Origin of the sequence: Streptomyces coerulescens (genome assembly GCF_042657965.1) — a bacterium.
Taxonomy (GTDB): Bacteria; Actinomycetota; Actinomycetes; order Streptomycetales; family Streptomycetaceae; genus Streptomyces; species Streptomyces coerulescens.
Genome location: NZ_JBHSKM010000022.1, coordinates 202605 through 226558, shown reverse-complemented (window position 1 = coordinate 226558; position 23954 = coordinate 202605). Strand labels below are relative to the sequence as shown.

20 protein-coding genes and 1 tRNA gene are annotated in these 23954 nt (G+C 71.1%); 15 read left to right on the top strand and 6 right to left on the bottom strand.

The genetic code is table 11. The features are described from left to right. Positions 1-24 precede the first annotated feature (24 nt). Both ACFPQ9_RS28425 and ACFPQ9_RS28420 read right to left on the bottom strand, forming a co-directional pair. Complete coding sequence (locus ACFPQ9_RS28425; RefSeq protein ID WP_380859267.1) at positions 25-1317, bottom strand: MFS transporter; 1293 nt, start codon at positions 1315-1317, stop codon at positions 25-27. 250 nt (positions 1318-1567) lie between these two features. Continuing rightward, positions 1568-3094, bottom strand: a complete 1527-nt coding sequence (locus ACFPQ9_RS28420; protein WP_380859264.1) for a potassium/proton antiporter — start codon at positions 3092-3094, stop codon at positions 1568-1570. Positions 3095-3322: 228 nt separating this feature from the next. Between ACFPQ9_RS28420 and ACFPQ9_RS28415 the strand changes: the two genes are divergently transcribed. Next, entirely contained in the window at positions 3323-6106 is a 2784-nt protein-coding gene (locus ACFPQ9_RS28415; RefSeq protein WP_380859261.1) for a penicillin acylase family protein, read from the top strand. Positions 6107-6189: 83 nt separating this feature from the next. Here ACFPQ9_RS28415 and ACFPQ9_RS28410 read toward each other — a convergent pair whose 3' ends face one another. Beyond that, positions 6190-6804 (bottom strand): 5-formyltetrahydrofolate cyclo-ligase, encoded by a 615-nt coding sequence (locus ACFPQ9_RS28410; protein ID WP_380859258.1) that lies wholly within the window; start codon positions 6802-6804, stop codon positions 6190-6192. A gap of 93 nt (positions 6805-6897) precedes the next feature. On the opposite strand from ACFPQ9_RS28410, the gene galU reads away from it, so the two are divergent. The 8 genes from galU to ACFPQ9_RS28370 all read left to right on the top strand — a co-directional run bounded on the left by galU (position 6898) and on the right by ACFPQ9_RS28370 (position 13882). Then, positions 6898-7800, top strand: a complete 903-nt coding sequence (gene galU, locus ACFPQ9_RS28405) for a UTP--glucose-1-phosphate uridylyltransferase GalU (protein WP_380859255.1) — start codon at positions 6898-6900, stop codon at positions 7798-7800. 4 nt (positions 7801-7804) lie between these two features. Then, positions 7805-9130, top strand: coding sequence for a molybdotransferase-like divisome protein Glp (glp, locus tag ACFPQ9_RS28400; RefSeq protein WP_380859252.1), 1326 nt, complete (start codon positions 7805-7807; stop codon positions 9128-9130). An 86-nt stretch (positions 9131-9216) separates the two neighbouring features. Continuing rightward, positions 9217-9711, top strand: a complete 495-nt coding sequence (gene moaC / locus ACFPQ9_RS28395; protein ID WP_380859249.1) for a cyclic pyranopterin monophosphate synthase MoaC — start codon at positions 9217-9219, stop codon at positions 9709-9711. After that, positions 9708-10244 carry a MogA/MoaB family molybdenum cofactor biosynthesis protein gene (locus ACFPQ9_RS28390; RefSeq protein WP_380859246.1) on the top strand — a complete coding sequence of 179 codons (537 nt, stop codon included), beginning with the start codon at positions 9708-9710 and terminating at the stop codon, positions 10242-10244. The genes moaC and ACFPQ9_RS28390 overlap by 4 nt, the downstream gene beginning before the upstream one ends. Before the next feature lie 20 nt (positions 10245-10264). Next, on the top strand, positions 10265-10924 hold the full coding sequence (locus ACFPQ9_RS28385; protein WP_380859243.1) for a GNAT family N-acetyltransferase: 660 nt from the start codon (positions 10265-10267) through the stop codon (positions 10922-10924). 196 nt (positions 10925-11120) lie between these two features. Beyond that, positions 11121-12380 (top strand): divisome protein SepX/GlpR, encoded by a 1260-nt coding sequence (sepX, locus tag ACFPQ9_RS28380; RefSeq protein WP_380859240.1) that lies wholly within the window; start codon positions 11121-11123, stop codon positions 12378-12380. An 83-nt stretch (positions 12381-12463) separates the two neighbouring features. Beyond that, positions 12464-12537: transfer RNA gene (locus ACFPQ9_RS28375), tRNA-Ala, on the top strand. A gap of 115 nt (positions 12538-12652) precedes the next feature. Next, positions 12653-13882 (top strand): MFS transporter, encoded by a 1230-nt coding sequence (locus ACFPQ9_RS28370; RefSeq protein WP_380859237.1) that lies wholly within the window; start codon positions 12653-12655, stop codon positions 13880-13882. A gap of 4 nt (positions 13883-13886) precedes the next feature. Here ACFPQ9_RS28370 and ACFPQ9_RS28365 read toward each other — a convergent pair whose 3' ends face one another. Continuing rightward, positions 13887-14363: a GNAT family N-acetyltransferase gene (locus ACFPQ9_RS28365; protein ID WP_380859235.1), complete on the bottom strand. Its 477-nt coding sequence runs from the start codon at positions 14361-14363 to the stop codon at positions 13887-13889. A gap of 77 nt (positions 14364-14440) precedes the next feature. On the opposite strand from ACFPQ9_RS28365, the gene ACFPQ9_RS28360 reads away from it, so the two are divergent. Next, positions 14441-15244, top strand: coding sequence for an exodeoxyribonuclease III (locus ACFPQ9_RS28360; protein ID WP_380859233.1), 804 nt, complete (start codon positions 14441-14443; stop codon positions 15242-15244). On the opposite strand, the gene ACFPQ9_RS28355 is transcribed toward ACFPQ9_RS28360, so the two are convergent. Beyond that, entirely contained in the window at positions 15241-15867 is a 627-nt protein-coding gene (locus tag ACFPQ9_RS28355) for a MerR family transcriptional regulator (protein WP_380859489.1), read from the bottom strand. The two genes, ACFPQ9_RS28360 and ACFPQ9_RS28355, sit on opposite strands and share 4 nt — an antisense overlap. Before the next feature lie 162 nt (positions 15868-16029). Between ACFPQ9_RS28355 and ACFPQ9_RS28350 the strand changes: the two genes are divergently transcribed. The 4 genes from ACFPQ9_RS28350 (at position 16030) to ACFPQ9_RS28335 (ending at position 19675) form a co-directional block, all read left to right on the top strand. Beyond that, positions 16030-17535 carry a flavin-containing monooxygenase gene (locus tag ACFPQ9_RS28350; protein ID WP_380859231.1) on the top strand — a complete coding sequence of 502 codons (1506 nt, stop codon included), beginning with the start codon at positions 16030-16032 and terminating at the stop codon, positions 17533-17535. Further along, on the top strand, positions 17532-18476 hold the full coding sequence (locus ACFPQ9_RS28345) for an alpha/beta fold hydrolase (RefSeq protein ID WP_380859229.1): 945 nt from the start codon (positions 17532-17534) through the stop codon (positions 18474-18476). The genes ACFPQ9_RS28350 and ACFPQ9_RS28345 overlap by 4 nt, the downstream gene beginning before the upstream one ends. After that, on the top strand, positions 18473-19357 hold the full coding sequence (locus tag ACFPQ9_RS28340; protein WP_380859226.1) for an SDR family oxidoreductase: 885 nt from the start codon (positions 18473-18475) through the stop codon (positions 19355-19357). Before ACFPQ9_RS28345 ends, ACFPQ9_RS28340 begins: the two co-directional genes overlap by 4 nt. An 87-nt stretch (positions 19358-19444) precedes the next feature. Then, a complete protein-coding gene (locus ACFPQ9_RS28335) occupies positions 19445-19675 on the top strand; it encodes a hypothetical protein (RefSeq protein ID WP_380859223.1) in 231 nt (76 codons plus the stop codon). Between the two features lie 155 nt (positions 19676-19830). On the opposite strand, the gene ACFPQ9_RS28330 is transcribed toward ACFPQ9_RS28335, so the two are convergent. Next, the gene (locus ACFPQ9_RS28330) at positions 19831-23112 is read right to left on the bottom strand and encodes a S41 family peptidase (RefSeq protein ID WP_380859220.1); all 3282 of its coding nucleotides are present in this window, start codon (positions 23110-23112) and stop codon (positions 19831-19833) included. 166 nt (positions 23113-23278) lie between these two features. Here ACFPQ9_RS28330 and ACFPQ9_RS28325 point away from each other — a divergent pair, with 166 nt between their 5' ends. Then, a complete protein-coding gene (locus tag ACFPQ9_RS28325; protein ID WP_380859217.1) occupies positions 23279-23878 on the top strand; it encodes a TetR/AcrR family transcriptional regulator in 600 nt (199 codons plus the stop codon). Positions 23879-23954: the final 76 nt, after the last annotated feature.

The following is a 23954-nucleotide window of genomic DNA, read 5'->3' as shown; positions in this document are numbered from 1 at the left end:
TCCATAGTGACGTATTCCAGCCGCTCAGTCCACTGCCACCGGCATGCGGTGACCCACGCCACGTGCGACGGTGCGGCTGCCGGAGCGTGCCATGAGCCGTGAGCGCAGCGCGAGCAGGGTCGCGAGGGCCAGCAAGGTGCCGGCCATCGGCACCAGGAATCCGGCGCCGCCCCACAGGCGGTCCTCCAGTTGTCCGGCGACCGTCACGGCGGCGGCCTGGCCGAGCGCCACCGCACCGGTGAGCCAGGTGAAGGCCTCGGTGCGGGCACCGGCCGGGACCAGGTTCTCGACCAGCGTGTAGCCGGTGATCAGCGCGGGCGCGATGCACATGCCGACGAGCAGACCGAGGCCCGCCAGGACGAGCACCGAGTGCGCGGCCCACAGACCGGACGCGGCCAGCGCGAGGGCGGCGTAGCCGACGAGGAGGCGGCGCTGCGGGGCCACCTTCCAGGCGATCGCGCCGCAGGCGATGCCGGAGAGCATGTTGCCGGCGGCGAAGGTGCCGTAGAGGACGCCATTGAGTCCGGGTTCGCCGATCGACTCGGTGAACGCGGCCAGCGAGACCTGCATGCCGCCGAAGACGGAACCGATGCCGAGGAAGGTCACGATCAGCACCCGCACTCCGGGGACACGAAGCGCGGAAGCGTGCTCCACGCGTGCGTGCCCGGCGGCCGTGACCGAGGGCTGGGTGCTCTTCTGCGCGGCGAACAGCAGACCGCCGAGCAGCGTCAGCGCCGCCTCGGTCACCAGGCCCGCGGCCGGGTCGACGGCGGTGCACAGGGCGGTGGCCAGTAGCGGGCCGACGACGAAGGTCAGCTCGTCGGTGACGGACTCGAAGGCCGCGGCAGTGGTCATCAGGGGCGAGCCCTGGAGCTTCACGCCCCAGCGGGCCCGCACCATGGGGCCGACCTGCGGCACCGAGGCACCGGTCGGCACGGCGGCCACGAACAGCGCCCACAGGGGTGCGTGGGCCAGCGCCAGCACCGTCAGGGTCAGCCCGGACACGGTGTGCACGAGGACGCCGGGGAACAGGACGGCGCGCTGTCCGTAACGGTCGGCGAGGCGGCCGCTGTAGGGCGCGAACAGTGCCATGGAGACGCCGGTGACGGCCGCGGCGGCGCCCGCAGCGCCGTAGGAACCGGTGGTGTGCTGGACCAGCAGCACGATGGAGATGGTCAGCATCGCGAACGGCTGGCGGGCCGCGAAGCCGGGGACCAGGAACGTCCAGGCGCCGCGGGTGCGCAGCAGCTGTCCGTATCCCGGGCGGGAGGCGGCCGACGAGTCCTTCGACGGCTCGTGGGTGACCGTGGATGCCACGGCCCGTGCCTTTCTGCCGCCTGGTAGCACGGCCCCTACGGGTGGGGGGCGGCGCCGAGAGCTGTCCTCTTGCGCGGAACTGCGGTAGATACCGGAGCCCACTTCGAGGAAGGACGTCCCGGCCGCCATACGGTCGCGCCAGCTCTGCGTCAGGCAGAGTTGGTTCGATCTGGGGTTACGCCTGCATAGTACAGGGAGCAGGGGACATTGGCCTTGTGAAGATGAGCACGGCGCCTCATTTCACCTGCGATCAGTTTGTCCCGTTCGTCCCCAGCCACCCCGCCAGCTTGCCTCCGGCGCCCACGGCGCGCAGCCGGCGCTCGGCGGCGTCGCGCACCGGGTCCGTGGCGACGACGAGCAGTTCGTCCCCGCGCCGCAGCACCGTCGTCGGCATCGGAACGAACGATTTTCCGTCGCGGACGACCAGCGTGACGGCGGCCCCGGCGGGCAGTCGCAGCTCGTTGATCTCGACGCCGTGCATCTTCGAGCCGTCGGGGATCGCGAAGGACAGCAGATGTCCGCGCAGCCGCTCCAGCGGCGCCGACTCGATGCCCAGGTCGGCGGGTGTGGGCCCCTGGCCGAGGTCCAGCTTGCGGGCGAGCCAGGGCAGGGTCGGCCCCTGGATCAGGGTGTAGACGACGACCAGGACGAAGACGACGTTGAAGATGGTGTGACTGCCCTCGATGCCGCTCACCATGGGGATCGTCGCCAGGATGATGGGCACGGCGCCGCGCAGCCCGGCCCAGGACATCAGGGCCTGCTCCCGCCAGGGCACGCGGAACGGCACCAGGCAGGCGACGACGCCCAGGGGCCGCGCCACCATGGTCAGCACCAGCCCGATGACGAGCGCGGGCACGATGTCGTCGCCCAGCTCGTGCGGGGTGACCAGCAGCCCGAGCAGCACGAACATGCCGATCTGGGCGATCCAGCCGACCCCGTCGGCGAACCCGCGCGTGGCCGGCCAGTGCGGCAGTTTCGCGTTGCCCAGCACCATCGCGGCGAGATAGACGGCGAGGAAGCCGCTGCCGTGTGCCATGGCGCCGGCCGCGTAGGCGGTGACGGCGATGGCCATGACGGCGATCGGGTAGAGGCCGGAGGCGGGCAGCGCCACATGTCTCAGGCCCCAGGCGCCCAGCCAGCCCACGGCGAGACCGATGGCGGCGCCGATGGCCAGCTCCTGTGCTATCTCGCCGGCCAGCACATACCAGTGCGGGACGGGACCGGCCTCGGAGAACGCGACCACCAGGATGACCACGGGGGCGTCGTTGAAGCCGGACTCCGCCTCCAGCGTGCCCGTCACGCGCGCGGGGAGCGGGATCCTGCGCAGTACGGAGAACACCGCGGCGGCGTCCGTCGAGGAGACGACCGCCCCGATGATCAGCGCCTGCCGCCATTCCAGCCCGACCAGATAGTGCGCGGCCGTCGCCGTGACCCCGACGCTCACCGTGACCCCGAGCAGCGCCAGCGCGGAGGCGGCCGGCAGGGCCGGCTTGATCTCCTTCCACTTCGTGCCCAGACCGCCCTCGGCCAGGATCACCACCAGGGCCGCATACCCGATGACCTGGGTGAGCTCGGCGTCGTCGAAGCGGATGCCGCCGATGCCGTCCTGCCCCATGAGCACACCGATGCCCAGGTACACGAGCAGGCTGGGGAGCCCGCTGCGCGAGGAGATCCGAACCGCTGCGACGGCGCCGAGCAGGACGAGCGAGCAGACGAGCAGGAGCTGGTTGAGGTCGTGGACAGTCAGCGGCCGTTCCCTTCCCTGGCCCGCGCGCACGCGCGCGTGGGCTCACGTACATAGGACACGAAGTGGCGGTTCTCCGCACCCAACTACTTCGTTACCTTACCTAACTCTTGACGATTTCTTGACGCTCATGGGTGCATGATCGAACGTCCGTCCGTGCTGGTTCCCTACTCCGCGTCAAGTTGGATCGGGCCCTGCGCCTATGGTTGCTCCAGCACTCCAGGACCGCCTGCCTCTCGCGTTAGGACAGCAAGGACAGCGATGCCCCCCAACACCACCGCCTCCACGGGTCGACAGCCCGGCAAGTCCGGCAGGAAGAAGGGGCGCAGAGCCCGCCTGCTCGTCCTCGTGCTGGTGCTGGCCGTAGTGGCGGGCGTGGCCGGCGGGGCGTACTGGTCCATCAGCACCGTCCGCGCCTCGTTCCCGCAGACCAAGGGATCGATCACGCTCAAGGGCCTGTCCGGGCCCGTCGACGTGAGGCGCGACGACTACGGCATCCCGCAGATCTACGCCTCCTCCGACGAGGACCTGTTCATGGCGCAGGGCTTCGTCCAGGCCCAGGACCGGTTCTGGGAGATGGACGTACGCCGCCACATGACGTCCGGCCGGCTGTCGGAGATGTTCGGCAAGAGCCAGGTCGACAACGACGAGTTCCTGCGCACCCTGGGCTGGGACCGGATCGCGAAGCAGGAGTACGACAAGACGCTGTCCGCGTCCACCAAGAAGTACCTCCAGGCCTACGCCGCCGGCGTCAACGCCTACCTGGACGGCAAGGACGGCAAGGACATCTCGCTGGAGTACGCCGCCCTCGGCTTCACCAACGACTACAAGCCCGGGAAGTGGACCCCCGTCGACTCGATCGCCTGGCTGAAGGCGATGGCCTGGGACCTGCGCGGCAACATGCAGGACGAGATCGACCGCGCCCTGATGACCAGCCGCCTCGGCCCCAAGGAGATCGCGGACCTGTACCCGCAGTACCCGTACAGCCGCAACAAGACGATCGTCCAGGCGGGCCAGTACGACGAGGCCACCAGGACCTTCGGCTCGACGGGCTCCGCCGCGAGCGCGGGTTCGTCCGCGGACGGCACGGCGGGCACGGGTACGGGAACCTCCTCCGGCACCGCGGGCCTGCAGGGCCAGCTGGCGGGTCTGCAGGAGGTCCTGGACGACCTCCCCACGGCCGTCGGCGTGAACGGCAACGGCATCGGCTCCAACTCCTGGGTGGTCGGCGGCAAGTACACGATCACCGGCAAGCCCCTGCTCGCCAACGACCCGCACCTGTCGGCCTCGCTGCCGTCCGTCTGGTACCAGATGGGCCTGCACTGCCGCACGGTCTCCAGCAAGTGCCAGTACGACGTCAGCGGCTACACCTTCGCGGGCATGCCCGGCGTGGTCATCGGCCACAACCAGAACATCTCCTGGGGCATGACCAACTCGGGCGTCGACGTCACCGACCTCTACCTGGAGAAGCTCTCCGGCGACGGTTACCTGTACGACGGCAAGACGGTGCCCTTCGTCTCGCGCCAGGAGACCATCAAGGTCGCCGGCGGTGCATCGAAGGAGATCGTCGTCCGCCAGACCAAGGACGGGATGCCCCTGCTGTCCGACCGCAGCGACGAGCTGGTGAAGGTCGGCCGCAAGGCCACCGTCGACACCGCCGCCCCCGACCGCGGCGACGGCTACGGCATCGCGCTGCGCTGGACCGCGCTGGACCCGGGCACCACCATGGACGCCGTCTTCGCCATGGACAAGGCGAAGAACTGGACCGACTTCCGCGCCGCGGCCACCCAGTTCGACGTGCCCTCGCAGAACCTGATCTACGCCGACACCGAGAACCACATCGGCTACACGCTGCCCGGAAAGATCCCCACGCGCGCGTCCGGCTACGACGGCTCCGTCCCGGTGCCGGGCTGGGACCCGAGGTCGCGCTGGACGGGCTACATCGACGACGACGAGCTGCCCTACGAGTACGACCCGGCCCGCGGCTACATCGTCACCGCCAACCAGGCCGTGATCGGCAAGGCCAAGTACCCGTACACGCTCACCACGGACTGGGGCTACGGCGCCCGCAGCCAGCGCATCAACGACCTCATCCAGTCGAAGATCGACGACGGCGGCAAGATCTCCACCGACGACATGCGCCAGATGCAGCTCGACAACAGCAGCGAGATCGCCAAGCTGCTCGTGCCCAAGCTGCTGAAGATCGACATCTCCGACAAGGACGTCCGGGACGCCGCGGCCATCCGGGAGGCTCAGGAGCTCCTCGAGGGCTGGGACTACACCCAGGACGCCGACTCGGCGGCGGCCGCCTACTTCAACTCGGTCTGGCGCAACATCCTCAAGCTCGCCTTCGGCAACAAGCTGCCCAAGGAGCTGCGGGTCGAGGGCCAGTGCCTGTGGGTCGACCCCGTCAACACCACCGGCCCCGTCGACGAGACGGACAAGGTGCGCGAGTGCGGTCAGCGCGAGCCCGACCAGGCGCAGCCCGACGGCGGCGACCGCTGGTTCGAGGTCGTGCGCAGCCTGATGAGCGACGAGGACAGCGACTGGTGGAAGACGCCCTCCTCGGGCACCCGCCCATCGGCCGACAACCGCGACGAGCTGTTCCGGCGCGCCATGATCGACGCCCGCTGGGAGCTGACCGCCAAGCTCGGCAAGGACATCGACACGTGGAACTGGGGCCGGCTGCACCGCCTGTTCCTGAAGAACCAGACCCTCGGCACCGAGGGCCCCGGGTTCCTCCAGTACGCCCTCAACCGCGGCCCCTGGAAGCTCAGCGGCGGCGAGGCCACGGTCAACGCCAGCGGCTGGAACGCGGCCGGCGGCTACGGCGTCGTCTGGGTGCCGTCGATGCGGATGGTGGTCAACCTCGGCGACCTCGACAAGTCGAAGTGGATCAACCTCACCGGCGCCTCCGGGCACGCCTACAACGCGCACTACACCGACCAGACGGACAAATGGGCCGACGGCGAACTGCTCGACTGGTCCTTCTCCAAGAAGGCGGTCGAGGACGGTACGAGCGACACGCTTGTACTGAAGCCGTGATGGGTTGTCTTTGGGGTGCGGGTGCGTGGGGGCTGGTCGCGCGGTTCCCCGCGCCCCTCAAGGGCGTCGCCCTCGTCGTCGTTTCAGATGAACCGGCGTACCCCTGACGGGGTCACCACCGCGTGCACCGGGCGGTCGTGCGGTTCCTCGGGGACGCGGGGGACGACCTCCGAGTCGTACAGCAGGACCACGAGCGCCGGGTGCGCGGCCGCGCGTTCCAGCCGGGCGAGGACGCGGTCGTACGACCCTCCGCCGCGTCCCAGACGCATCCCGCGCGCGTCGACCGCGAGACCGGGCAGCAGCACGACGTCCGCGCCGGTCACGGCGTCCGGGCCGAGGCGCTCGCCGCCGGGCTCGAACAGGGCCATCTTCCCGCCGTGCCGGACACGTTCCAGGCAGTCCTGCCCGGTGTACGCGCCCCAGTCGAGGTCGTTGTCGGGCAACAGCGCCGGGAGGAGCACTCGTACGCCCCGCGCGCGCAGCGCGTCCAGGAGCGCGAGGGTGCCCGGTTCGCTCCCCACGGAGACATAGGCCGCCACCGTGCCCGCACGCGCCAGTTCGGGCAGCTCCAGCGCGCGGCCGGCCAGCGCGGTCGCCGACGACCGCACGTCATCCGCCGTCAACCTGTCTCTCACCGTGAGGAATTCTCGGCGCAACGTTCGCTTGTCAGGCTCGGCCGGACGTCCGGTGTGACTCATTGGTCCTCGCGTACCCTTCTCAATGTGCTCATATGAGAGCCAAATAACCGGAGCCTCAGATTCCCTACAAAGGCACCGGATAAGGTTGCGGGCATGACTCAGTCTCACCCTCGGATCAGCAAGGCTGTCATCCCCGCAGCGGGTCTGGGCACCCGCTTCCTGCCGGCCACCAAAGCCACTCCCAAGGAGATGCTGCCGGTCGTCGACAAGCCGGCGATCCAGTACGTGGTCGAAGAGGCCGTCTCGGCGGGCCTCGACGACGTCCTCATGATCACGGGCCGCAACAAGCGCCCCCTGGAGGACCACTTCGACCGCAACTACGAGCTGGAGTCCGCCCTTCAGAAGAAGGGCGACGCCGACCGGCTCGCGAAGGTGCAGGAGTCCAGCGACCTGGCCACCATGCACTACGTCCGCCAGGGCGACCCCAAGGGCCTCGGCCACGCCGTCCTGTGCGCCGCACCGCACGTCGGCCACGAGCCCTTCGCCGTCCTCCTCGGCGACGACCTCATCGACCCCCGCGACCCGCTGCTCAAGCGGATGGTCGAGGTGCAGGAGCGGCACGGTGGCAGCGTCATCGCGCTCATGGAGGTCGCCCCCGAACAGATCCACCTCTACGGCTGTGCGGCCGTCGACCCCACCGAGGACGGTGACGTGGTCAAGGTGCACGACCTCGTCGAGAAGCCGGCCGCCGCGGACGCCCCGTCGAACTACGCGATCATCGGCCGTTACGTCCTCGACCCGCACATCTTCGACATACTGCGCAAGACCGAGCCGGGCCGCGGCGGCGAGATCCAGCTCACCGACGCGCTCCAGCAGCTGTCGCAGGACGAGAAGGTCGGCGGCCCCGTGCACGGCGTCGTCTTCAAGGGCCGCCGCTATGACACCGGAGACCGCGGCGACTACCTGCGTGCCATTGTCAGACTCGCATGCGAACGTGAAGACCTGGGCCCGGACTTCCGGACCTGGCTTCGCAGTTACGTAGCCGAGGAGATGTAGCGAGTTGAGCACCGCCGCCGCGCCCCGCCCCGCCGGTCAGGACCACCTCTGGTCGGTGGACGAGCACCTGGAGGACATCCTCACGACCGTCCGCCCCCTCGAACCCATCGAGCTGCAACTGCTCGACGCCCAGGGCTGCGTCCTGGTCGACGACGTCACGGTGCAGGTCTCCCTGCCGCCGTTCGACAACAGCTCGATGGACGGGTACGCGGTGCGGGTCTCGGATGTCGAGGGCGCGAGCGAGGAGTTCCCGGCGGTGCTCGAAGTCGTCGGCGATGTCGCGGCGGGCCGGGCCGATCCGCCCCAGGTGGGCCCCGGCCAGGCCGCCCGCATCATGACCGGCGCCCCGCTGCCGCCCGGCGCCGAGACCGTCATCCCGGTGGAGTGGACCGACGGAGGGCTCGGCGAGGGCCCGGTGACCGGGATGCGCGCCGGCAGCCTCGCTCCCGAGGGCGCGCAGGGCCAGGTGCACATCCACCGGCCCGCGAAGGCACGCGCGCATGTGCGCGCGAAGGGCAGCGACGTCAAGGCCGGCGACAGGGCGCTCGCGGCGGGCACGGTCCTCGGACCGTCACAGATCGCCCTGCTCGCCGCCATCGGCCGCGGCACGGTCCGGGTGCGCCCGCGCCCGCGCGTGGTCGTCATGTCCACCGGCAGCGAACTCGTCCAGCCCGACGAGCAGCTGGCCGAGGGCCAGATCTACGACTCCAACAGCTTCTCCCTGACCGCGGCCGCCCGTGACGCCGGCGCCATCGCCTACCGCGTGGGCGCCGTCGCCGACGACGCCGAGACACTGCGGTCCACCGTCGAGGACCAGCTCGTGCGCGCCGACCTCATGGTCACCACGGGCGGTGTGAGCGTCGGGGCGTACGACGTGGTCAAGGAGGCGCTGTCGCACGTCGGCGACGAGGACGAGCCCGGCAGCGGCATCGAGTTCCGCAAGCTGGCCATGCAGCCCGGCAAACCCCAGGGCTTCGGCTCCATCGGCCCCGACCACACCCCGCTGCTCGCCCTGCCGGGCAACCCGGTGTCGTCGTACGTCTCCTTCGAAATCTTCGTGCGCCCCGCGATCCGGGCCCTGATGGGCCTGCAGGACGTCCACCGGCCCCGCACGAGAGCGACCCTCGCCGCCGACGAGGCGCTGACCTCGCCGAAGGGGCGCAGACAGTTCCTGCGCGGGAGCTACGCCGACGGCGAGGTGCGGCCCGTCGGCGGTGCCGGCTCCCACCTCATCGCGGCCCTCGCGCACGCGGACGCGCTGATCGTGGTCCCCGAGGACACCGAGAGCGTCGAGCCCGGCACCGAGGTCGAGGTGGTCCTGCTCGGCTGAGCGGCCCTGGGCCGGGGTACCGTGTCGCGCACAGCAGGCCCGTGCGGCGCACCGCGACGGGCCCGGACCGGGAGCGCCACACCAGGATGAGCACGCAGGACCAACCCAGCCAGGACCGGCTCACGCACATCGACGACGCGGGCGCCGCCCGTATGGTCGACGTGTCCGGCAAGGACGTCACCGCGCGCACCGCCCGCGCCAGTGGACGCGTCCTCGTCTCACCCCGTGTGATCGAGCTGCTGCGCGGTGAGGGGGTCCCCAAGGGCGATGCCCTCGCCACCGCGCGCATCGCGGGGATCATGGGCGCCAAACGCACCCCGGACCTCGTCCCGCTGTGCCACCCGCTCGCGCTCTCCGGTGTGAAACTGGACCTGTCGGTCGCGGACGACGCCGTGGAGATCCTGGCCACCGTGAAGACCACGGACCGCACGGGCGTCGAGATGGAGGCCCTCACCGCGGTCTCCGTCGCGGCGCTGACCGTGATCGACATGGTGAAGGCGGTCGACAAGGGAGCGGTCATCACGGACGTACGGGTGGAGGAGAAGACGGGCGGCAAGTCGGGCGACTGGAGCCGGGCATGACATCGGACGCGTCGACCGGCGGTGCCCTGCTCGCGCCGTACAGCGCGCTGGTGGTCACCGCCTCCAACCGGGCCGCCGCCGGGGTCTACGAGGACAAGGGCGGCCCGCTGATCGCGCACGGCCTCAAGGGCTTCGGCTTCGCGGTCGACGGCCCGCAGGTCGTGCCCGACGGCGACCCGGTCGCCGCCGCCCTGCGCGCCGGGATCGACGCCGGATACGACGTCATCGTCACGACCGGCGGCACCGGCATCTCGCCCACCGACCGCACACCCGAGGCGACCCGCGCGGTGATCGACCACGAGGTGCCGGGCATCGCGGAGGCCATCCGGGCGTTCGGCCGGGAGAAGGTGCCGACCGCGGTGCTGTCCCGGGGTCTGGCCGGAGTGGCGGGGCACACGCTGATCGTGAACCTGCCCGGCTCCAGCGGCGGGGTGAAGGACGGGCTGGCCGTACTCGAGCCCCTGCTGATCCACGCCGTCGACCAGATCCGCGGCGGCGACCACCCCAGACCGAGCAGTGGGGGTGCGAGCTGAACAGCCCATCCTGGCCCGTCGTGCTGGGGGACGGCGACATCGTCCTCCGGCCGATAAAGATGCGCGACCAGCGGGCCTGGCGCGAGGTCAACCGACGCAACCGGGACTGGCTGCGCCCGTGGGAGGCGACGATTCCGCCGCCCACGCCCAGCGGGCCGATCGCGCACCGGCCGACCTACCGTCAGATGGTCCGGCACCTGCGGTCCGAGGCGGGCGCGGGCCGGATGCTGCCGTTCGTCATCGAATACCAGGGGCGGCTGGTGGGGCAGTTGACCGTGGCCGGGATCACCTGGGGCTCGATGTGTTCCGGGCATATCGGCTACTGGGTGGACGAGTCGGTGGCGGGGCGCGGGGTGATGCCGACCGCTGTGGCGCTTGTCGTGGACCACTGTTTCCGGACCGTCGGTCTGCACCGCATCGAGGTCTGCATTCGCCCGGAGAACGGGCCGAGCCGCCGGGTCGTGGAGAAACTCGGATTCCGAGAGGAGGGGCTGCGCCCGCGATATCTCCACATCGACGGAGCCTGGCGCGACCATCTCGTCTTCGCGCTCACCGCGGAAGAGGTCCCGGAAGGGCTGCTGGGCCGCTGGCAGCGGACCCGCTCGCAGAAGGCGCCGCACTCGAACCAGCAGAACACCCCGCAGAACACCCGGCAGAACCCGCAGGGGAATCCCGCGTAGCACGGAAGCGGCCCGGGGAATTGAATAAGTGTTCGAAATTGATCGCCGGATGACCGCCTCGGGGCATTAAATTCGCGCCCCGAGCGGGCTGCTGATCGCATCGGTCACAAAAAAAGTTCGAAATATCAGCCAGATCGTGCGACACACCGGCTCAATTGGCGGATGGCCCCACGCAAACCCCTCTACCGTGTGAGACGTGAGCAGCAGCGGCCTCATCTACGCAGTCATTGTCGGGGCCTGGGCCGCCTACTTGGTGCCGATGTGGCTCCGTAGGCAGGACGAGCTGAACGAGGCCCGTCCGACGGAACGCTTCAGCACAGCCATCCGGTTGCTGTCCGGACGGGCGGGGATGGAGCGCCGGTACGCCAAGGACCTGCGCGCGCGCTCCACCTCCGAGGGGGAGCCCAGCGCCGATGACCCGGGCGACGCCACCGAGTCGGTGGACGTCCGGGCCTTCGCCGTACCTCCGACCCGTCCGCAGACCCAGGCGACGGCTCAGGCGCAGGCATCCGGGCGCCCCGAGCCGGCGCGAGAACCCGCGGCCAAGCCGTCGGCCAAATCGGCGGCCAAGGCGTCGCCCGAGCGCGCCGAACCGGGCTCCGTCCCGGCGGGCAAGAGCGCCGGGCCGCGCAAGCGGGTCCCGGCGGCACGGCGTCCCCCCTCCGGGGAGGCGGCCGCGGCACGGGCCCGGCGCACGAAGGTGCTCGCCCGCCGCAGGCGCACCACCGTCGTTCTCTTCCTCGCCTTCACCCTCGGCGCGATCGTCGCGGCGGTCGGCGGACTCGCCTTCCTGTGGGCGCCCGGCATCCCCGCCCTGCTGCTCAGTGGGTACATCGCGTATCTGCGGTCGCAGGAGCGCCGCCGCTTCGCCTACCAGATGGACCGGCGCCAGGCCGAGGCCGCCGCGCAGCGGCTGCGCGAGCACGCACGCCAGTCCCGGCGCCGCGGGAGCGCCGACGCCGGGGCCGGCGTCGACGAGCCCGACGAGGGGCCCGAACCAGGCACCGACACCGGGCTGTCCGCCCTCGCCGCGGACCGGCGCGCCCTCGTCGAGCAGACCGATCACGCCGAGTGGGTCGACCAGCAGCGCGAACGGCAGCGCCGGCCCGGCCACGGGGACAGCTGGGACCCGGTCCCGGTGCCGCTGCCGACGTACGTGACCGCACCGGTCGCACCCCGCGCCTCCTCCGACGTGGACCTCGGGGCGCCGGACGCCTGGAGCTCTGCACGCTCGAGCTCCGTCGCCCGGGACCGGGAGACGGGCGCCGAGAGCGCGGATGCGGCCGCCCACGAGGCGCAGACGCCGGAGTCGGAGCGCGGCGACGACAAGGGCGAGGGAGGCGGCCGCAGCGACGCCCGACGGGCCGCTTCCGCCCGCCGGGCGCGCGAGCGGGGCCGTACGCCGCTGTTCGACCAGTACGAGGACGGCGACCGGCCGCGCGCGGCGAACGAGTAGCCGCCCCCGCCGCGAGCAGGCGGCCGACCAGGAACGGATTTTCAAGCAGGCCGATCGGGGTGCTAAAGTTTCACTCGTTGCAAGGGCCTGTGGCGCAGTCCGGTAGCGCACCTCGTTCGCATCGAGGGGGCCAGGGGTTCAAATCCCCTCAGGTCCACAGCAACGACTCCCCAGGGAAACCTGGGAAGTTGGCGAGATCCCGTCCGATCTTTGATCGGGCGGGATTTTTGTTGCGCCCAGGAGGCACCGGGGGACGAGGCTTGAGGGGGAGCGTGGAGAAGACCGCCGCACCGTTACCGACCGGGCGTACGGCGCTGCTGCGGATCGTGGCCTTCCGGCGGTTCGTGACCGCCAGTCTGATCTCCGCCACCGGGTCCGCGATGGCGCCCCTCGCACTCGCCTACGCCGTGATCGGCGAGGGCGGCGGAGCCGGGGACCTGGGTGTGGTGCTCGCCACAAACACCGTTCCGACCATCGTCTTCCTCGTCATGGGCGGCGTGCTCGCGGACCGGCTCTCCCGCAGCCGCATGCTCTTCCTCGGCAATCTGCTGGCGGCCGCCGCCCAGGGGACACTCGCCGTGATCGTCGTCGTGGGGCAGGCGTCGACGACCTCGGTCGCCGTCTGCGGCCTCGTCTCGGGGACGGCCGTCGCCTTCACCGTGCCCGCCAACCAGGGGGCCGTGGCGCAGATCGTGCCCGCCGAGCACCTGCAGCAGGCCAACGCCCTGCTCCGGCTGCCGAGCAACGCCGTCAAGGTGCTCGGCCCGGCCGTCGGCGGCGCCGTCGTCGCGGTCAGCGGCCCGGCCTGGGCACTGGCCTGGGACGCGCTCACCTTCGCCGTCGCCGCCGTCCTGCTGCTCGGGCTGCGCCTGGACGCGCCCGTCACCGTCACCAGCGCGCTGACCGATCTGCGCGAGGGATGGACGGGCTTCTGGTCGCGGACCTGGCTGTGGACCTATACGGCCGCAGGGAGCGTCCTCGTCGCCGCGTGGCTCGCGGGGTTCCAGCTGCTGGGCCCCGTCGTCGCGGCGGAGCGGTACGCGGGCGCGCGTGACTGGGGGCTGGTGCAGGGGGCGTTCGCGGCCGGACTGCTGGTGGGGACGCTGGTGTGTCTGCGCCGGCGGCCGTACCGCCTGCTGGCCGTGGCCGTCGCGGGCGGTCTGCCGCTCGCCGCGCCGCTGCTCGCCATGGGGTGGGAACTGCCGCTGCCCTGGGTGCTGTTGGCCACGCTGCTCGCGGGGATCGGTCTGGACGTCGCCATCGTCGCCTGGGCGACGGCGTTTCAGCAGCATGTGCCGCAGGGCGAGTTGGGGCGCCTCGGCGCGTTCAACAGCGTCGGCGAGCGGCTGGCGATTCCGCTCGGCTATCTGCTGACCGCGCTCGCGGCCGGACTGTGGGACACCAGGACGGTGCTGGTGGCGTGCGCCGGGCTCATCGCCGCCGCGGTCGTCCTCAACCTCTGTGTGCGGGACGTGTACCGCGTCAACGCGACCGAGACGTGACCGCTCACAGCGCCTTGGCGTAGCACAGGCTCAGGTCGTGGAAGCGGTAGTAGCCGAACTTCCCGCACGGCTCGTAGCCGCTGGAGCGGTACAGGGCCACCGCCTCCGGCTGCTTGGCGCCGGTCTCCAGGACCATGCGGATACGGCCCGCCGCGCGGGCGTCCTCCTCCAGTGCCGCGAGGATGCGTCTCGCGAGGCCCCTCCCGCGCATCGCGTCGACGACGTACATGCGCTTGAGCTCGGCGTCCCCGTCCTGGTTGCCCTCGCCGTTGTCGTCCTGGGCCCGCCAGCCGCCGGACGCCACCGGGGTGCCCTGCTCGTCGTACGCGATCAGGTACAGGCCGTTCGGCGGGTCGAAGTCGGTCGTCGCGAGCGGCGTTGCGTCGCCGTCGTCGCCGTAGCGGACCGCGTACTCGGCCTGGACCTGGTCGCTGAGCTTGACGGCGTCGGGGTGGTCGAAAGAGACCGGGCGTATATGCATGCTGGATACCGTATATCAATTCAAGATCAAGAGGTTCCAATATCGGACACCGTCCAGTGTGCCGGTAGGGTGCCGTGGTGCTTACCGTGACCTCTGTGAATGTGAACGGGCTGCGGGCCGCCACGAAGAAGGGCTTCGTGGAGTGGCTCGCCGGTACCGACGCCGACGTCCTGTGCCTTCAGGAGGTGCGCGCGGAGCCGGAGCAGCTGCCCGAGCACGTCCGCACGCCGGACGGCTGGCACGTCGTGCACGCGCCCGCCGCCGCCAAGGGTCGCGCCGGCGTCTCCCTCTACACCCGCCGTGAGCCGGACCGTATCCAGGTCGGCTTCGGCTCCAGCGAGTTCGACGGCGGCGGGCGCTACGTCGAGGCCGACCTGCCGGGTGTGACGATCGCCTCGCTCTATCTGCCCTCCGGCGAGGTCGGCACCGAACGGCAGGACGAGAAGGTCCGCTTCATGGGCGAGTTCCTGGCCCATCTGAAGGACCTGCGCGAACGTGCCGCCGCTGACGGCCGCGAGGTCCTCGTCTGCGGCGACTGGAACATCGCCCACCAGCAGGCCGACCTGAAGAACTGGCGCGGCAACACCAAGAACTCCGGCTTTCTGCCGGAGGAGCGCCAGTGGCTGACGCAGGTCTTGGACGCGGCGGACGGCGGGTACGTCGATGTGGTGCGGGCGCTGCATCCGGATGTGGAGGGGCCGTACACGTGGTGGTCGTACCGGGGGCGGGCTTTCGACAACGACACAGGTTGGCGCATCGACTACCAGGTCGCGACGCCGGGGCTGGCCGCCAAGGCGCTCAAGGGATACGTCGAGCGGGCGGCGACGCATGCCGAGCGGTGGTCGGACCATGCGCCGGTGACGGTGGTCTACGACCGTTAGCCGCCTTCGCTCTGTTTGCGGAGCCGGCGGTCCAGGGCCAGTGACAGTTCCGCCTCCACCACGCTCCGTGCCAAGGGGCGCAGGCGTTGGAGGTCGTCCTCGTGGGCGTGGCGCAGGACCAGGTCGGCGAACATCTCGGCCAGGTCGTCGACGTGCTGGCGGACGTGTTTGCCGGCCGCCAGGACCTCGGCGAGCGGGATGCCCTCGCGGACCAGGGCGGAGGAGACGTCCAGCAGGCGGCGGCTGATGTGGACGATCTCGTCGCCGTCGGTGCCCAGGTAGCCGAGGTCCAGGGCGGCGGCCAGGTTCTCCGGGGTGACCTGGCCCTCGAAGCGGGCGGCGAGTTCCTCGGGGGTGAGGCGGACCGGTTCCTCCTCGGTCGGGGTGACGCCGAGGACGTCGGCGACGTCGCGGCCGTGGTCGAGGGCCTCCGCCAGTTCCGCGATGCCGGTGAGGGTGTGGCCGCGCTCCAGCAGGGCCGCGATGGTGCGCAGCCGGGCCAGGTGGTGCTCGTCGTACCAGGCGATACGGCCCTCGCGGCGCGGTGGCGGGATCAGCTTGCGTTCTCGGTAGAAGCGCAGGGTGCGCACCGTGATGCCGGCCAGTCGGGCGAGCTCCTCCATGCGGTATTCACGCTTCTCGGTCACTCGGGAACCTTAATTCGTACCGGCGGTAACTTTCCTCGTCCCGACCCCTACCGGTCGGTACGGTCCTCCTCTAGTCTCCCATCACGCCAGTGTTCACTGGCATGGTTCCGGTTGAGGCTGAAGTGTGGAGGCACAGGCATGGCCGAACGCGAACATGTGCGGGTCGCGGTGGTCGGGTCCGGGTTCGGCGGGCTGGGGGCCGCCGTAAGGCTGAGGCGCGAGGGCGTGACCGACTTCGTCGTCCTGGAGCGGGCCGGCAGCGTCGGCGGCACCTGGCGGGACAACAGCTATCCGGGGTGCGCCTGCGACGTACCGTCCCATCTGTACTCGTTCTCCTTCGCGCCCAACCCCGACTGGCCGCGCACCTTCTCCGGGCAGGAGCACATCCGTGCCTACCTGGAGCACGTCACCGACACCTTCGGGCTGCGGCCGCACATCCGCTTCGACTCCGAGGTGAAGCGTATGGCCTGGAACGGCGAGCGGCTGTGCTGGGACATCGAGACCAGCGCGGGGGACCTGTCGGCCGACTTCGTGGTCTCCGCCACCGGGCCGCTGTCCGACCCCAAGATGCCCGACATCCCGGGCCTGGACTCCTTCCCCGGCAAGGTCTTCCACTCCGCCCGCTGGGACCACGACTACGACCTGCGCGGCAAACGCGTCGCCATGGTCGGAACCGGCGCCTCCGCCATCCAGATCGTGCCGTCCATCCAGCCCGAGGTCGAGCGGCTCACGCTCTTCCAGCGCACCCCGCCCTGGGTCATGCCCCGCATGGACCGGGCCATCAGCGGCGCCGAACGCTCCCTGCACCGGGCCCTGCCCTTCACCAGCCGGCTGCGCCGCGGGCTGCTGTGGGGCATCCGGGAGCTGCAGGTCCAGGCGTTCACCAAGCACCCGAACGAGCTGGGCTTCATCGAGCAGCTCGCCAAGCGGAACATGGCCCGCGCGATCAAGGACCCGGCGCTGCGCGCCAAGCTCACCCCCGACTACCGCATCGGCTGCAAGCGGATCCTGCTGAGCAGCGAGTACTACCCGGCGATCGCCAGGCCGAATGTGGATGTGGTGGCGAGCGGGCTCAGTGAGATCAAGGGCTCGACCGTCGTCGCCGCCGACGGCACCGAGGCCGAGGTGGACGCGATCGTCTTCGGCACCGGGTTCCATGTCACCGACATGCCGATCGCCGACCGCGTGGTGGGTGCGGAGGGCAAGACCCTCGCCGAGACATGGAAGGACGGGATGGAGGCGCTGCGCGGCGCCTCGGCCGCCGGGTTCCCGAACTGGATGACCGTCATCGGGCCCAACACCGGCCTCGGGAACTCCTCCATGATCCTGATGATCGAGTCCCAGCTGAACTACATGGCCGACTTCGTACGGCAGCTCGGCCTGCTCGGCGGCCGGGTCGCCCTCGACGCGCGCCCCAGCGCCGTGCACACCTGGAACCGGCGGGTGCAGGAGCGCATGAAGCGGACGGTGTGGAACACGGGCGGCTGCACCAGCTGGTACCTGGACGCCAACGGGCGCAACACGACCGTCTGGCCGGGCACCACGAGCGAGTTCCGGCGGGCCACCCGGCGCGTGGACCTCGCCGAGTACGCCGTCGTACGGGCGTCCGCCGACGCCGAGGAGAGCGCGGAGGTGGCCGCGTGAGCCGCCTGCTGAACGTCGCCTCCGGGCCGTACGCCCCGCCCGCTCCCGCCCGTGAGCTGACGGCCGTGTCCGCCGACGGCGCCAGGATCCACGTCGAACTGCACGGTCCCGTCGACGACCTCGACGCGCCCGCCGTGGTCCTCGCGCACGGCTGGGCCTGCTCGACCAAGTTCTGGGCGGCGCAGATACGCGAACTCGCCGTCGACCACCGCGTCATCGCCTACGACCAGCGCGGCCACGGACGCAGCCCGGCGAGCCTCGCCTGCACCGCCGACGCCCTCGCCGACGACCTCGAAGCCGTCCTGAAGGCGACGCTCGCACCGGGCGAGAAGGCCGTGATCGCCGGGCACTCCATGGGCGGCATGACGGTGATGGCCGCCGCCGAGCGCCCCGGCCTCCGCGAACACGCCGCCGCTGTCCTGCTGTGCAGCACCGGCGCGTCGCGGCTGGTGGCCGAGTCGACCGTCATACCCATCCGCGCGGGCCGGCTGCGCACCTGGCTGACCGCGCGCGTCCTCGGCTCCCGGGCACCGCTCGGGCCGGTCACACCGGTCGCCCGCGCGATCCTCAAGTACGCGACGATGGGCCCCGGTTCGGCCCCGCACATGGTCGAGGCGTGCGCCCGGATCGTGCACGCCTGCCCGCGCAAGGTGCGTCACGCCTGGTCGCAGGTGCTCGACCTGCTCGATCTCGACCACGGCGTACGCCAGTTGACAGTGCCGACCGCAGTGCTCGTCGGCAGCGCCGACCGGATGACCCCGCCGGTGCACACGCGCTCTCTCGCCGCCGCGCTGCCGCAGCTCATCGACGTCACCGAACTGCCCGGCCTCGGGCACATGACGCCGGTCGAGGCGCCGGAGCTGGTGACCGCGAAGATACGGGAACTCGTCACATCAGCACCCAAGGCCACGAAGAACACGCAGGTGAAGGAGGGCGCATGAGCAAGGTGAGCCTCGAAGGACAGGTCGCCGTCGTCACGGGCGCGGCGCGCGGCGTCGGGGAGCTGCTCGCGCGCAAGCTCTCCGCACGCGGTGCCGCGGTGGCGCTGGTCGGGCTGGAGCCGGACGCCCTCAAGCAGGTCTCCGAGCGGCTGCACGGCGACAGCGACCACTGGCACGCCGACGTGACCGACCACGAGGCCATGGCGCGGGTGGCGCAGGAGGTCAAGGAGCGGTTCGGGAAGGTCGACATCGTCGTCGCCAACGCCGGTGTCGCGACCGGCGGTCCGTTCGTCGACTCCGACCCGGAGGCCTGGCGGCGGGTCATCGAGGTCAACCTCATCGGGTCGGCGGTGACGGCCCGCGCGTTCCTGCCGGTGCTGATGGAGAGCCGGGGCTATCTGCTCCAGATCGCCTCGCTCGCGGCGATCACCCCGGCGCCGATGATGACCGCGTACTGCGCGTCCAAGTCGGGCGTGGAGGCGTACGCGCACAGCCTGCGGGCCGAGGTCGGCCACAAGGGCGTGCGGGTCGGGGTCGGTTATCTGTCCTGGACCGACACGGACATGGTGCGCGGGGCCGATCAGGACGACGTCATGCGGGAGTTGAGGCAGCGGCTGCCGTGGCCGTCCAACAAGACGTATCCGCTGGGGCCGGCGGTCGACCGGATCGTGGCCGGGATCGAGCGGCGGTCCAGCCATGTGTACGGGCAGTGGTGGCTGCGCGGGATGCAGGGTGTTCGCGGGTATCTGCCCGCGCTCATCGGGACGGTGGGGCAGCGGGAGATGCGGCGGTTCGCGGACCGGCTGGACGGCATGCGCACGGGGCTGGTCGGAGCGGGCGGCGCCGCCGATGAGCAGGAGCGTATTACGCGCCGTAACTGATCGACATGCGCAGGGTTATCGCCCGTGTGAATCTGGTCGAGGCCCCACCGAGGGGCCAACCCCCACCCACTACGGGAGTGAACCCACATGGGCATGAAGGACCAGTTCAAGGAGAAGTCCGAGCAGCTCCAGGAGCGTGCGCGCCAGCACGGTCAGCAGGAGCGCGGCCGTCCGCAGGGCCAGCCGGAGCGGGGGCGTCCGCAGGGGCAGCCCGAGCGGGGTCGTCCGCAGCGGCCGGAGCGCGACCGCGACCGTGACCGCGACCCCGAGCGGATGCGTGAGGACGAGGAGCGGTTCGACCAGGACTACGACCGGTAGTCGGTCGTAGTCCGCTGAACGCGACGCGGGGTGCCCCCTGTTGGGTGGGTGCCCCGCGTTTTGCGTTGCGTGTGAGGGGTGCGTTGTCGGGTGCGGGCCGGTGGGGGTTCTTCGCTTAGTTCCCCGCGCCCCTGGGGAGTTGGTGCCGCTGCGCCTCAAGAGGTGAGCGGATGGCCGCGCCCTTCAGGGGGTTGCGCCTCAGGGGTTGTGCGAGGCGGGAGTTTCGGGCGTGACCGGTCCGGTACGTGTGAGTAGTCCGGGGGTGTTGCCGCCGGGTTGGACTCCAGGAGTTTCAGGGCCAGTTCGACCGCGTCCGTCAGTTGGGCGTGGCGGCCCTCCGCCCAGTCCAGGGGGGTGCGCAGGACCTCCAGGTCCGGGGTGACGCCCTTGTTCTCGATGGACCAGCCGTACGCGTCGAACCACGCCGCGTTCATCGGGACCGTGATCACCGTGCCGTCGCCGAGGCGGTGGCGGCCGGTCATGCCGACCACTCCGCCCCAGGTGCGCTGCCCGACGACGGGGCCGAGCCTGAGGAGCTTGAAGGCCGCCGTGATCATGTCGCCGTCGGAGGAGGTCGCCTCGTCGGCCAGGGCGACCACGGGGCCGCGGGGGGCGTTCGAGGCGTACGACACCGGCTGGGCGTCGCGGGTGAGGTCCCAGCCGAGGATCGTGCGGGTCAGCTTCTCGACGACGAGTTCGCTGATGTGGCCGCCCGCGTTGCCGCGTACGTCGACGATCAGCGCGGGGCGGGACATCTCCATCCGCAGGTCCCGGTTGAACTGGGCCCAGCCCGAGCCGCCCATGTCCGGGATGTGCAGATAGCCGCAGCGGCCGCCGCTCAACTCCCGTACCACTTCCCGGCGTTTGGCGACCCAGTCCTGGTAGCGCAGGGGGCGTTCGTCGATCAGCGGGACCACGGCCACGCGACGGGCCCGGCCCGCCACGCCCTCGGCCGGGGTGAACGTCAGCTCCACCGTGGTGCCGCCGGCGCCGGCCAGGAGCGGGTAGGGGCCGGTGACCGGGTCCACGGGGCGGCCGTCGACGTGGGTGAGGACGGCGCCCTCCCGGATCCCCGTGCCCGCCAGCGGGGAGCGGGCCTTGGAGTCGGACGACTCGCCGGGCAGGATGCGCTTGACCGTCCAGCCCTCGTCGCGGCGTACGAAGTTGGCGCCGAGCAGGCCCTGCCAGCGCTGGTAGTGCGGTGGGCCCTCGTTGCGGCGGGCGGCCGTGACATAGGCGTGCGAGGTGCCGAGCTCGCCCAGCACCTCGCGCAGCAGGTCCGCGAAGTCGTCGGGGGAGGCGACGCGTTCGACCAGGGGGCGGTACTGGTCGAGGACCGCGTCCCAGTCGATGCCGCACATGCCCGGCTCCCAGAAGTACGCCCGGATCAGCCGGCCCGCCTCCTCGTACGACTGCCGCCACTCGGCGGCCGGATCCACCTCGTGCAGGATGCGGCGGGCGTCGATCCACACCGTGGAGTCGCTGTCGCCGGACTCGGTGGCGGGGACCGCGCGCAGGTCGCCCTCGTCCATCACGACCAGCCGGCTGCCGTCGCCGCTGACCGTGAACCAGTCGAGGTGGTCGACGAGTTCGGACTTCTTGGCCTTGCTGATGCTGAAGTGCTCCAGGGTGGGCCGCCCGGTCGTGTCGTCCGGGTTGGCGAAGGTCTCGCCCAGCGCGCCCGAGATCGGCCAGCGCAGCCAGACGAGGCCGCCGCCCGAGACCGGGTACAGCGCCGAGTACTTGGAGGCGGCGACCGGGAAGGGCGTGACCCGGCTCTCCAGGCCCTCGACCTCGACGATCGTCGCGCCGCCGCCGTCGCCCTCGTCGTCCTCCACCGGGTCCAGGCCCCCTGCGGCCGGGCGGCCCTCGGGGTTCAGGGCGAAGGGAGAGGGGGTCGCGGAGGACAGCGGCACCAGGTAGGGGCGGCAGCCGAGCGGGAAGGACAGGTCGCCGGTGTGGACGTCGTACACCGGGTCGAAGCCGCGCCAGGACAGGAAGGCGAGGTAGCGGCCGTCGCGGGTGAACACCGGGTTCTCGTCCTCGAAGCGGCCGCCGGTGAGGTCCACGATCAGGCGGTCCTTTATGCGGGCCAGCTTGATCTGGCGCAGGGAGCGGCCGATGCCGGGGTGCGACCAGGTCAGCCAGGTCCCGTCCGGGGAGAAGGCCAGGTCCCGCACGGGGCCGTTGACCGACCGGATCAGCTCGGTGACCTCGCCGTTGGAGTCCTCCGTGGCGTCGAGGAGGAGCAGCCGTCCGTCGTGCGCGGCGATGGCGAGGCGCTCGCCCTTGGGGTCGGCGGCCATCTCCAGGACCCGGCCCACGTCGCCCGAGGCCAGCCGGCGCGGATCGCGGTCGCCGGTGGCGCGGGGCAGATAGGCGATCTCGATCGCGTCCTCGCCCTCCGCGTCCGTCACATAGGCGACCTGGCCGACCGAGCCGAGCATTTCGGGGAGCCGGACCCGTACCCCGGCGGTGTCGGTGATCGTGCGGGCCGGGCCGTCCCGGTGGGTCAGCCAGTACAGGCTGCCGCGTACGACGACGGCGCTCGCGCGGCCCGTCTCGTCGACGGAGACGCCGTCGACGTGCTGGGAGGCCGGCACCTGGTACGTGCGGCGGCCGGCGCGCGGCCCGCTCAGCCGTACGTCGAGCCGGCGGGGTTCGGACCCGGCGGTCAGGTCGTCCACGATCCAGAGGTCGCCCGCGCACTGGTACACCACCCGGGTGCCGTCACTGGCGGCGTGCCGGGCGTAGAAGGCGTCGTGGTCGGTGTGCCGGCGCAGGTCGGAGCCGTCGTGGGCGCAGGAGTAGAGGTTGCCGACGCCCTCGTGGTCGGAGAGGAAGGCGATCCGGCCGCCGACGAACATGGGGGAGGCCAGATGGCCGTCGATGTCCGGGAGCAGGCGTTCGCAGTGCAGCCACAGCCGGCCGGTGGCGCCGCCCCGGTAGCGCTTCCAGGAGGCCGGTTCGTGCGGCGGGGTGCCGGTCAGCAGCAGGGTCCGGCGCTCGTCGTCGAGGTCGGCGACCTGGATGTCGGCGCAGGGGCCCCAGGGCAGCTTGCGGCCGGGGTCGCCGTCGGGGCGGACCTTGTAGGCGAAGGTGTAGTGGGAGAAGGGCTCGCCGTGGGAGGCGACGGCGAGGATCACCCCGTCGGGGGTCCAGCCGCACACCCGGGTGTCCGCCGAGCCCCAGTGGGTCAGCTGCCGGCCCGGGCCGCCGTCCACCGGGACCAGATGGATCTCGGGGACCAGGCTGCGCCAGCTCGTGTACGCGATGTGGCGGCCGTCGGGGGCGAAGCGGGGGTGGCCGATCTTGGTGCGGTCCACGGTGAGCCGCCAGGCGCGGCCCGGGCCGTCGAGCGGAGTCAGCCACAGGTCGTCCTCGGCCACGAAGCACAGCAGGTCGTCATGGAGATGAGGCAGGCGCAGATAGCTCACCTCCCCATGTTTTTCCCGCGGACGGATCGGAGCAACTCGTGACATCTCATACCGTCCGGACCTGGCGTGAGCCAGAACACGAACGAAACCGTTTCGTTTCGCTTGCGGGTGCGCTATCGTCGTTGGTGTACGAAACCGTGTCGTTCGGAGTGGGAAGGTGAGTTCGGTGGCCGAGGTCGCAACTGCACGTCGCAGCCGGATCACCCCCGAGCGCGAGGCCGAGCTGTACGAGGCCGTGCTCGACCTGCTCCGGGAGGTCGGCTACGACGCCCTCACCATGGACGCCGTGGCGGCCCGCACCCGGTCCAGCAAGGCGACGCTCTACCGCCAGTGGGGCGGCAAGCCGGAGCTGGTGGCGAAGGCGATCCGGCACAACAAGCCGGGCAGCATCTCCGACGTCGACACCGGATCCCTGCGGGGCGACCTGCACGCCCTCACCTCCCGTGAGGACGACTGCTCCATGCAGCAGAACGCCGCGCTGATGCGGGGTCTGTTCATGGCGGTGCACGGCAACCCGGACCTTCTCCAGGCGTTCAAGGAGCTCCTCATCGAGCCCGAGATGGAGGAGTTCCACCGGGTGGTGCAGCGGGCCGTCGACCGCGGTGAGATCCGCGCCGACCGGCCCGCGCTGGAGTACGTCGTGCACATGCTCGTCGGCGCGTTCGCCACCCGCACGCTGATCGACGACCAGCCGCCGACCCAGCAGTTCCTCACCTCGTACATCGACGCCGTGGTCCTCCCCGCCCTCGGCGTTCCCGTCAACTGACGAGTCCCCTTCAGCTAGCCCTCCACCTGACGTAACCGCTCACGTCGTCGGGCTGATCACCCCTGCCCAGAACCAA

Coding starts and splice junctions, on each gene's coding strand:
- ACFPQ9_RS28415 (WP_380859261.1), top strand. CDS start 3,323: ATGCCCCCCAACACCACCGCCTCCACGGGTCGACAGCCCGGCAAGTCC.
- ACFPQ9_RS28410 (WP_380859258.1), bottom strand. CDS start 6,804: ATGAGTCACACCGGACGTCCGGCCGAGCCTGACAAGCGAACGTTGCGC.
- galU (WP_380859255.1), top strand. CDS start 6,898: ATGACTCAGTCTCACCCTCGGATCAGCAAGGCTGTCATCCCCGCAGCG.
- moaC (WP_380859249.1), top strand. CDS start 9,217: ATGAGCACGCAGGACCAACCCAGCCAGGACCGGCTCACGCACATCGAC.
- ACFPQ9_RS28390 (WP_380859246.1), top strand. CDS start 9,708: ATGACATCGGACGCGTCGACCGGCGGTGCCCTGCTCGCGCCGTACAGC.
- ACFPQ9_RS28365 (WP_380859235.1), bottom strand. CDS start 14,363: ATGCATATACGCCCGGTCTCTTTCGACCACCCCGACGCCGTCAAGCTC.
- ACFPQ9_RS28355 (WP_380859489.1), bottom strand. CDS start 15,867: ATGGAGGAGCTCGCCCGACTGGCCGGCATCACGGTGCGCACCCTGCGC.
- ACFPQ9_RS28350 (WP_380859231.1), top strand. CDS start 16,030: ATGGCCGAACGCGAACATGTGCGGGTCGCGGTGGTCGGGTCCGGGTTC.
- ACFPQ9_RS28340 (WP_380859226.1), top strand. CDS start 18,473: ATGAGCAAGGTGAGCCTCGAAGGACAGGTCGCCGTCGTCACGGGCGCG.
- ACFPQ9_RS28335 (WP_380859223.1), top strand. CDS start 19,445: ATGGGCATGAAGGACCAGTTCAAGGAGAAGTCCGAGCAGCTCCAGGAG.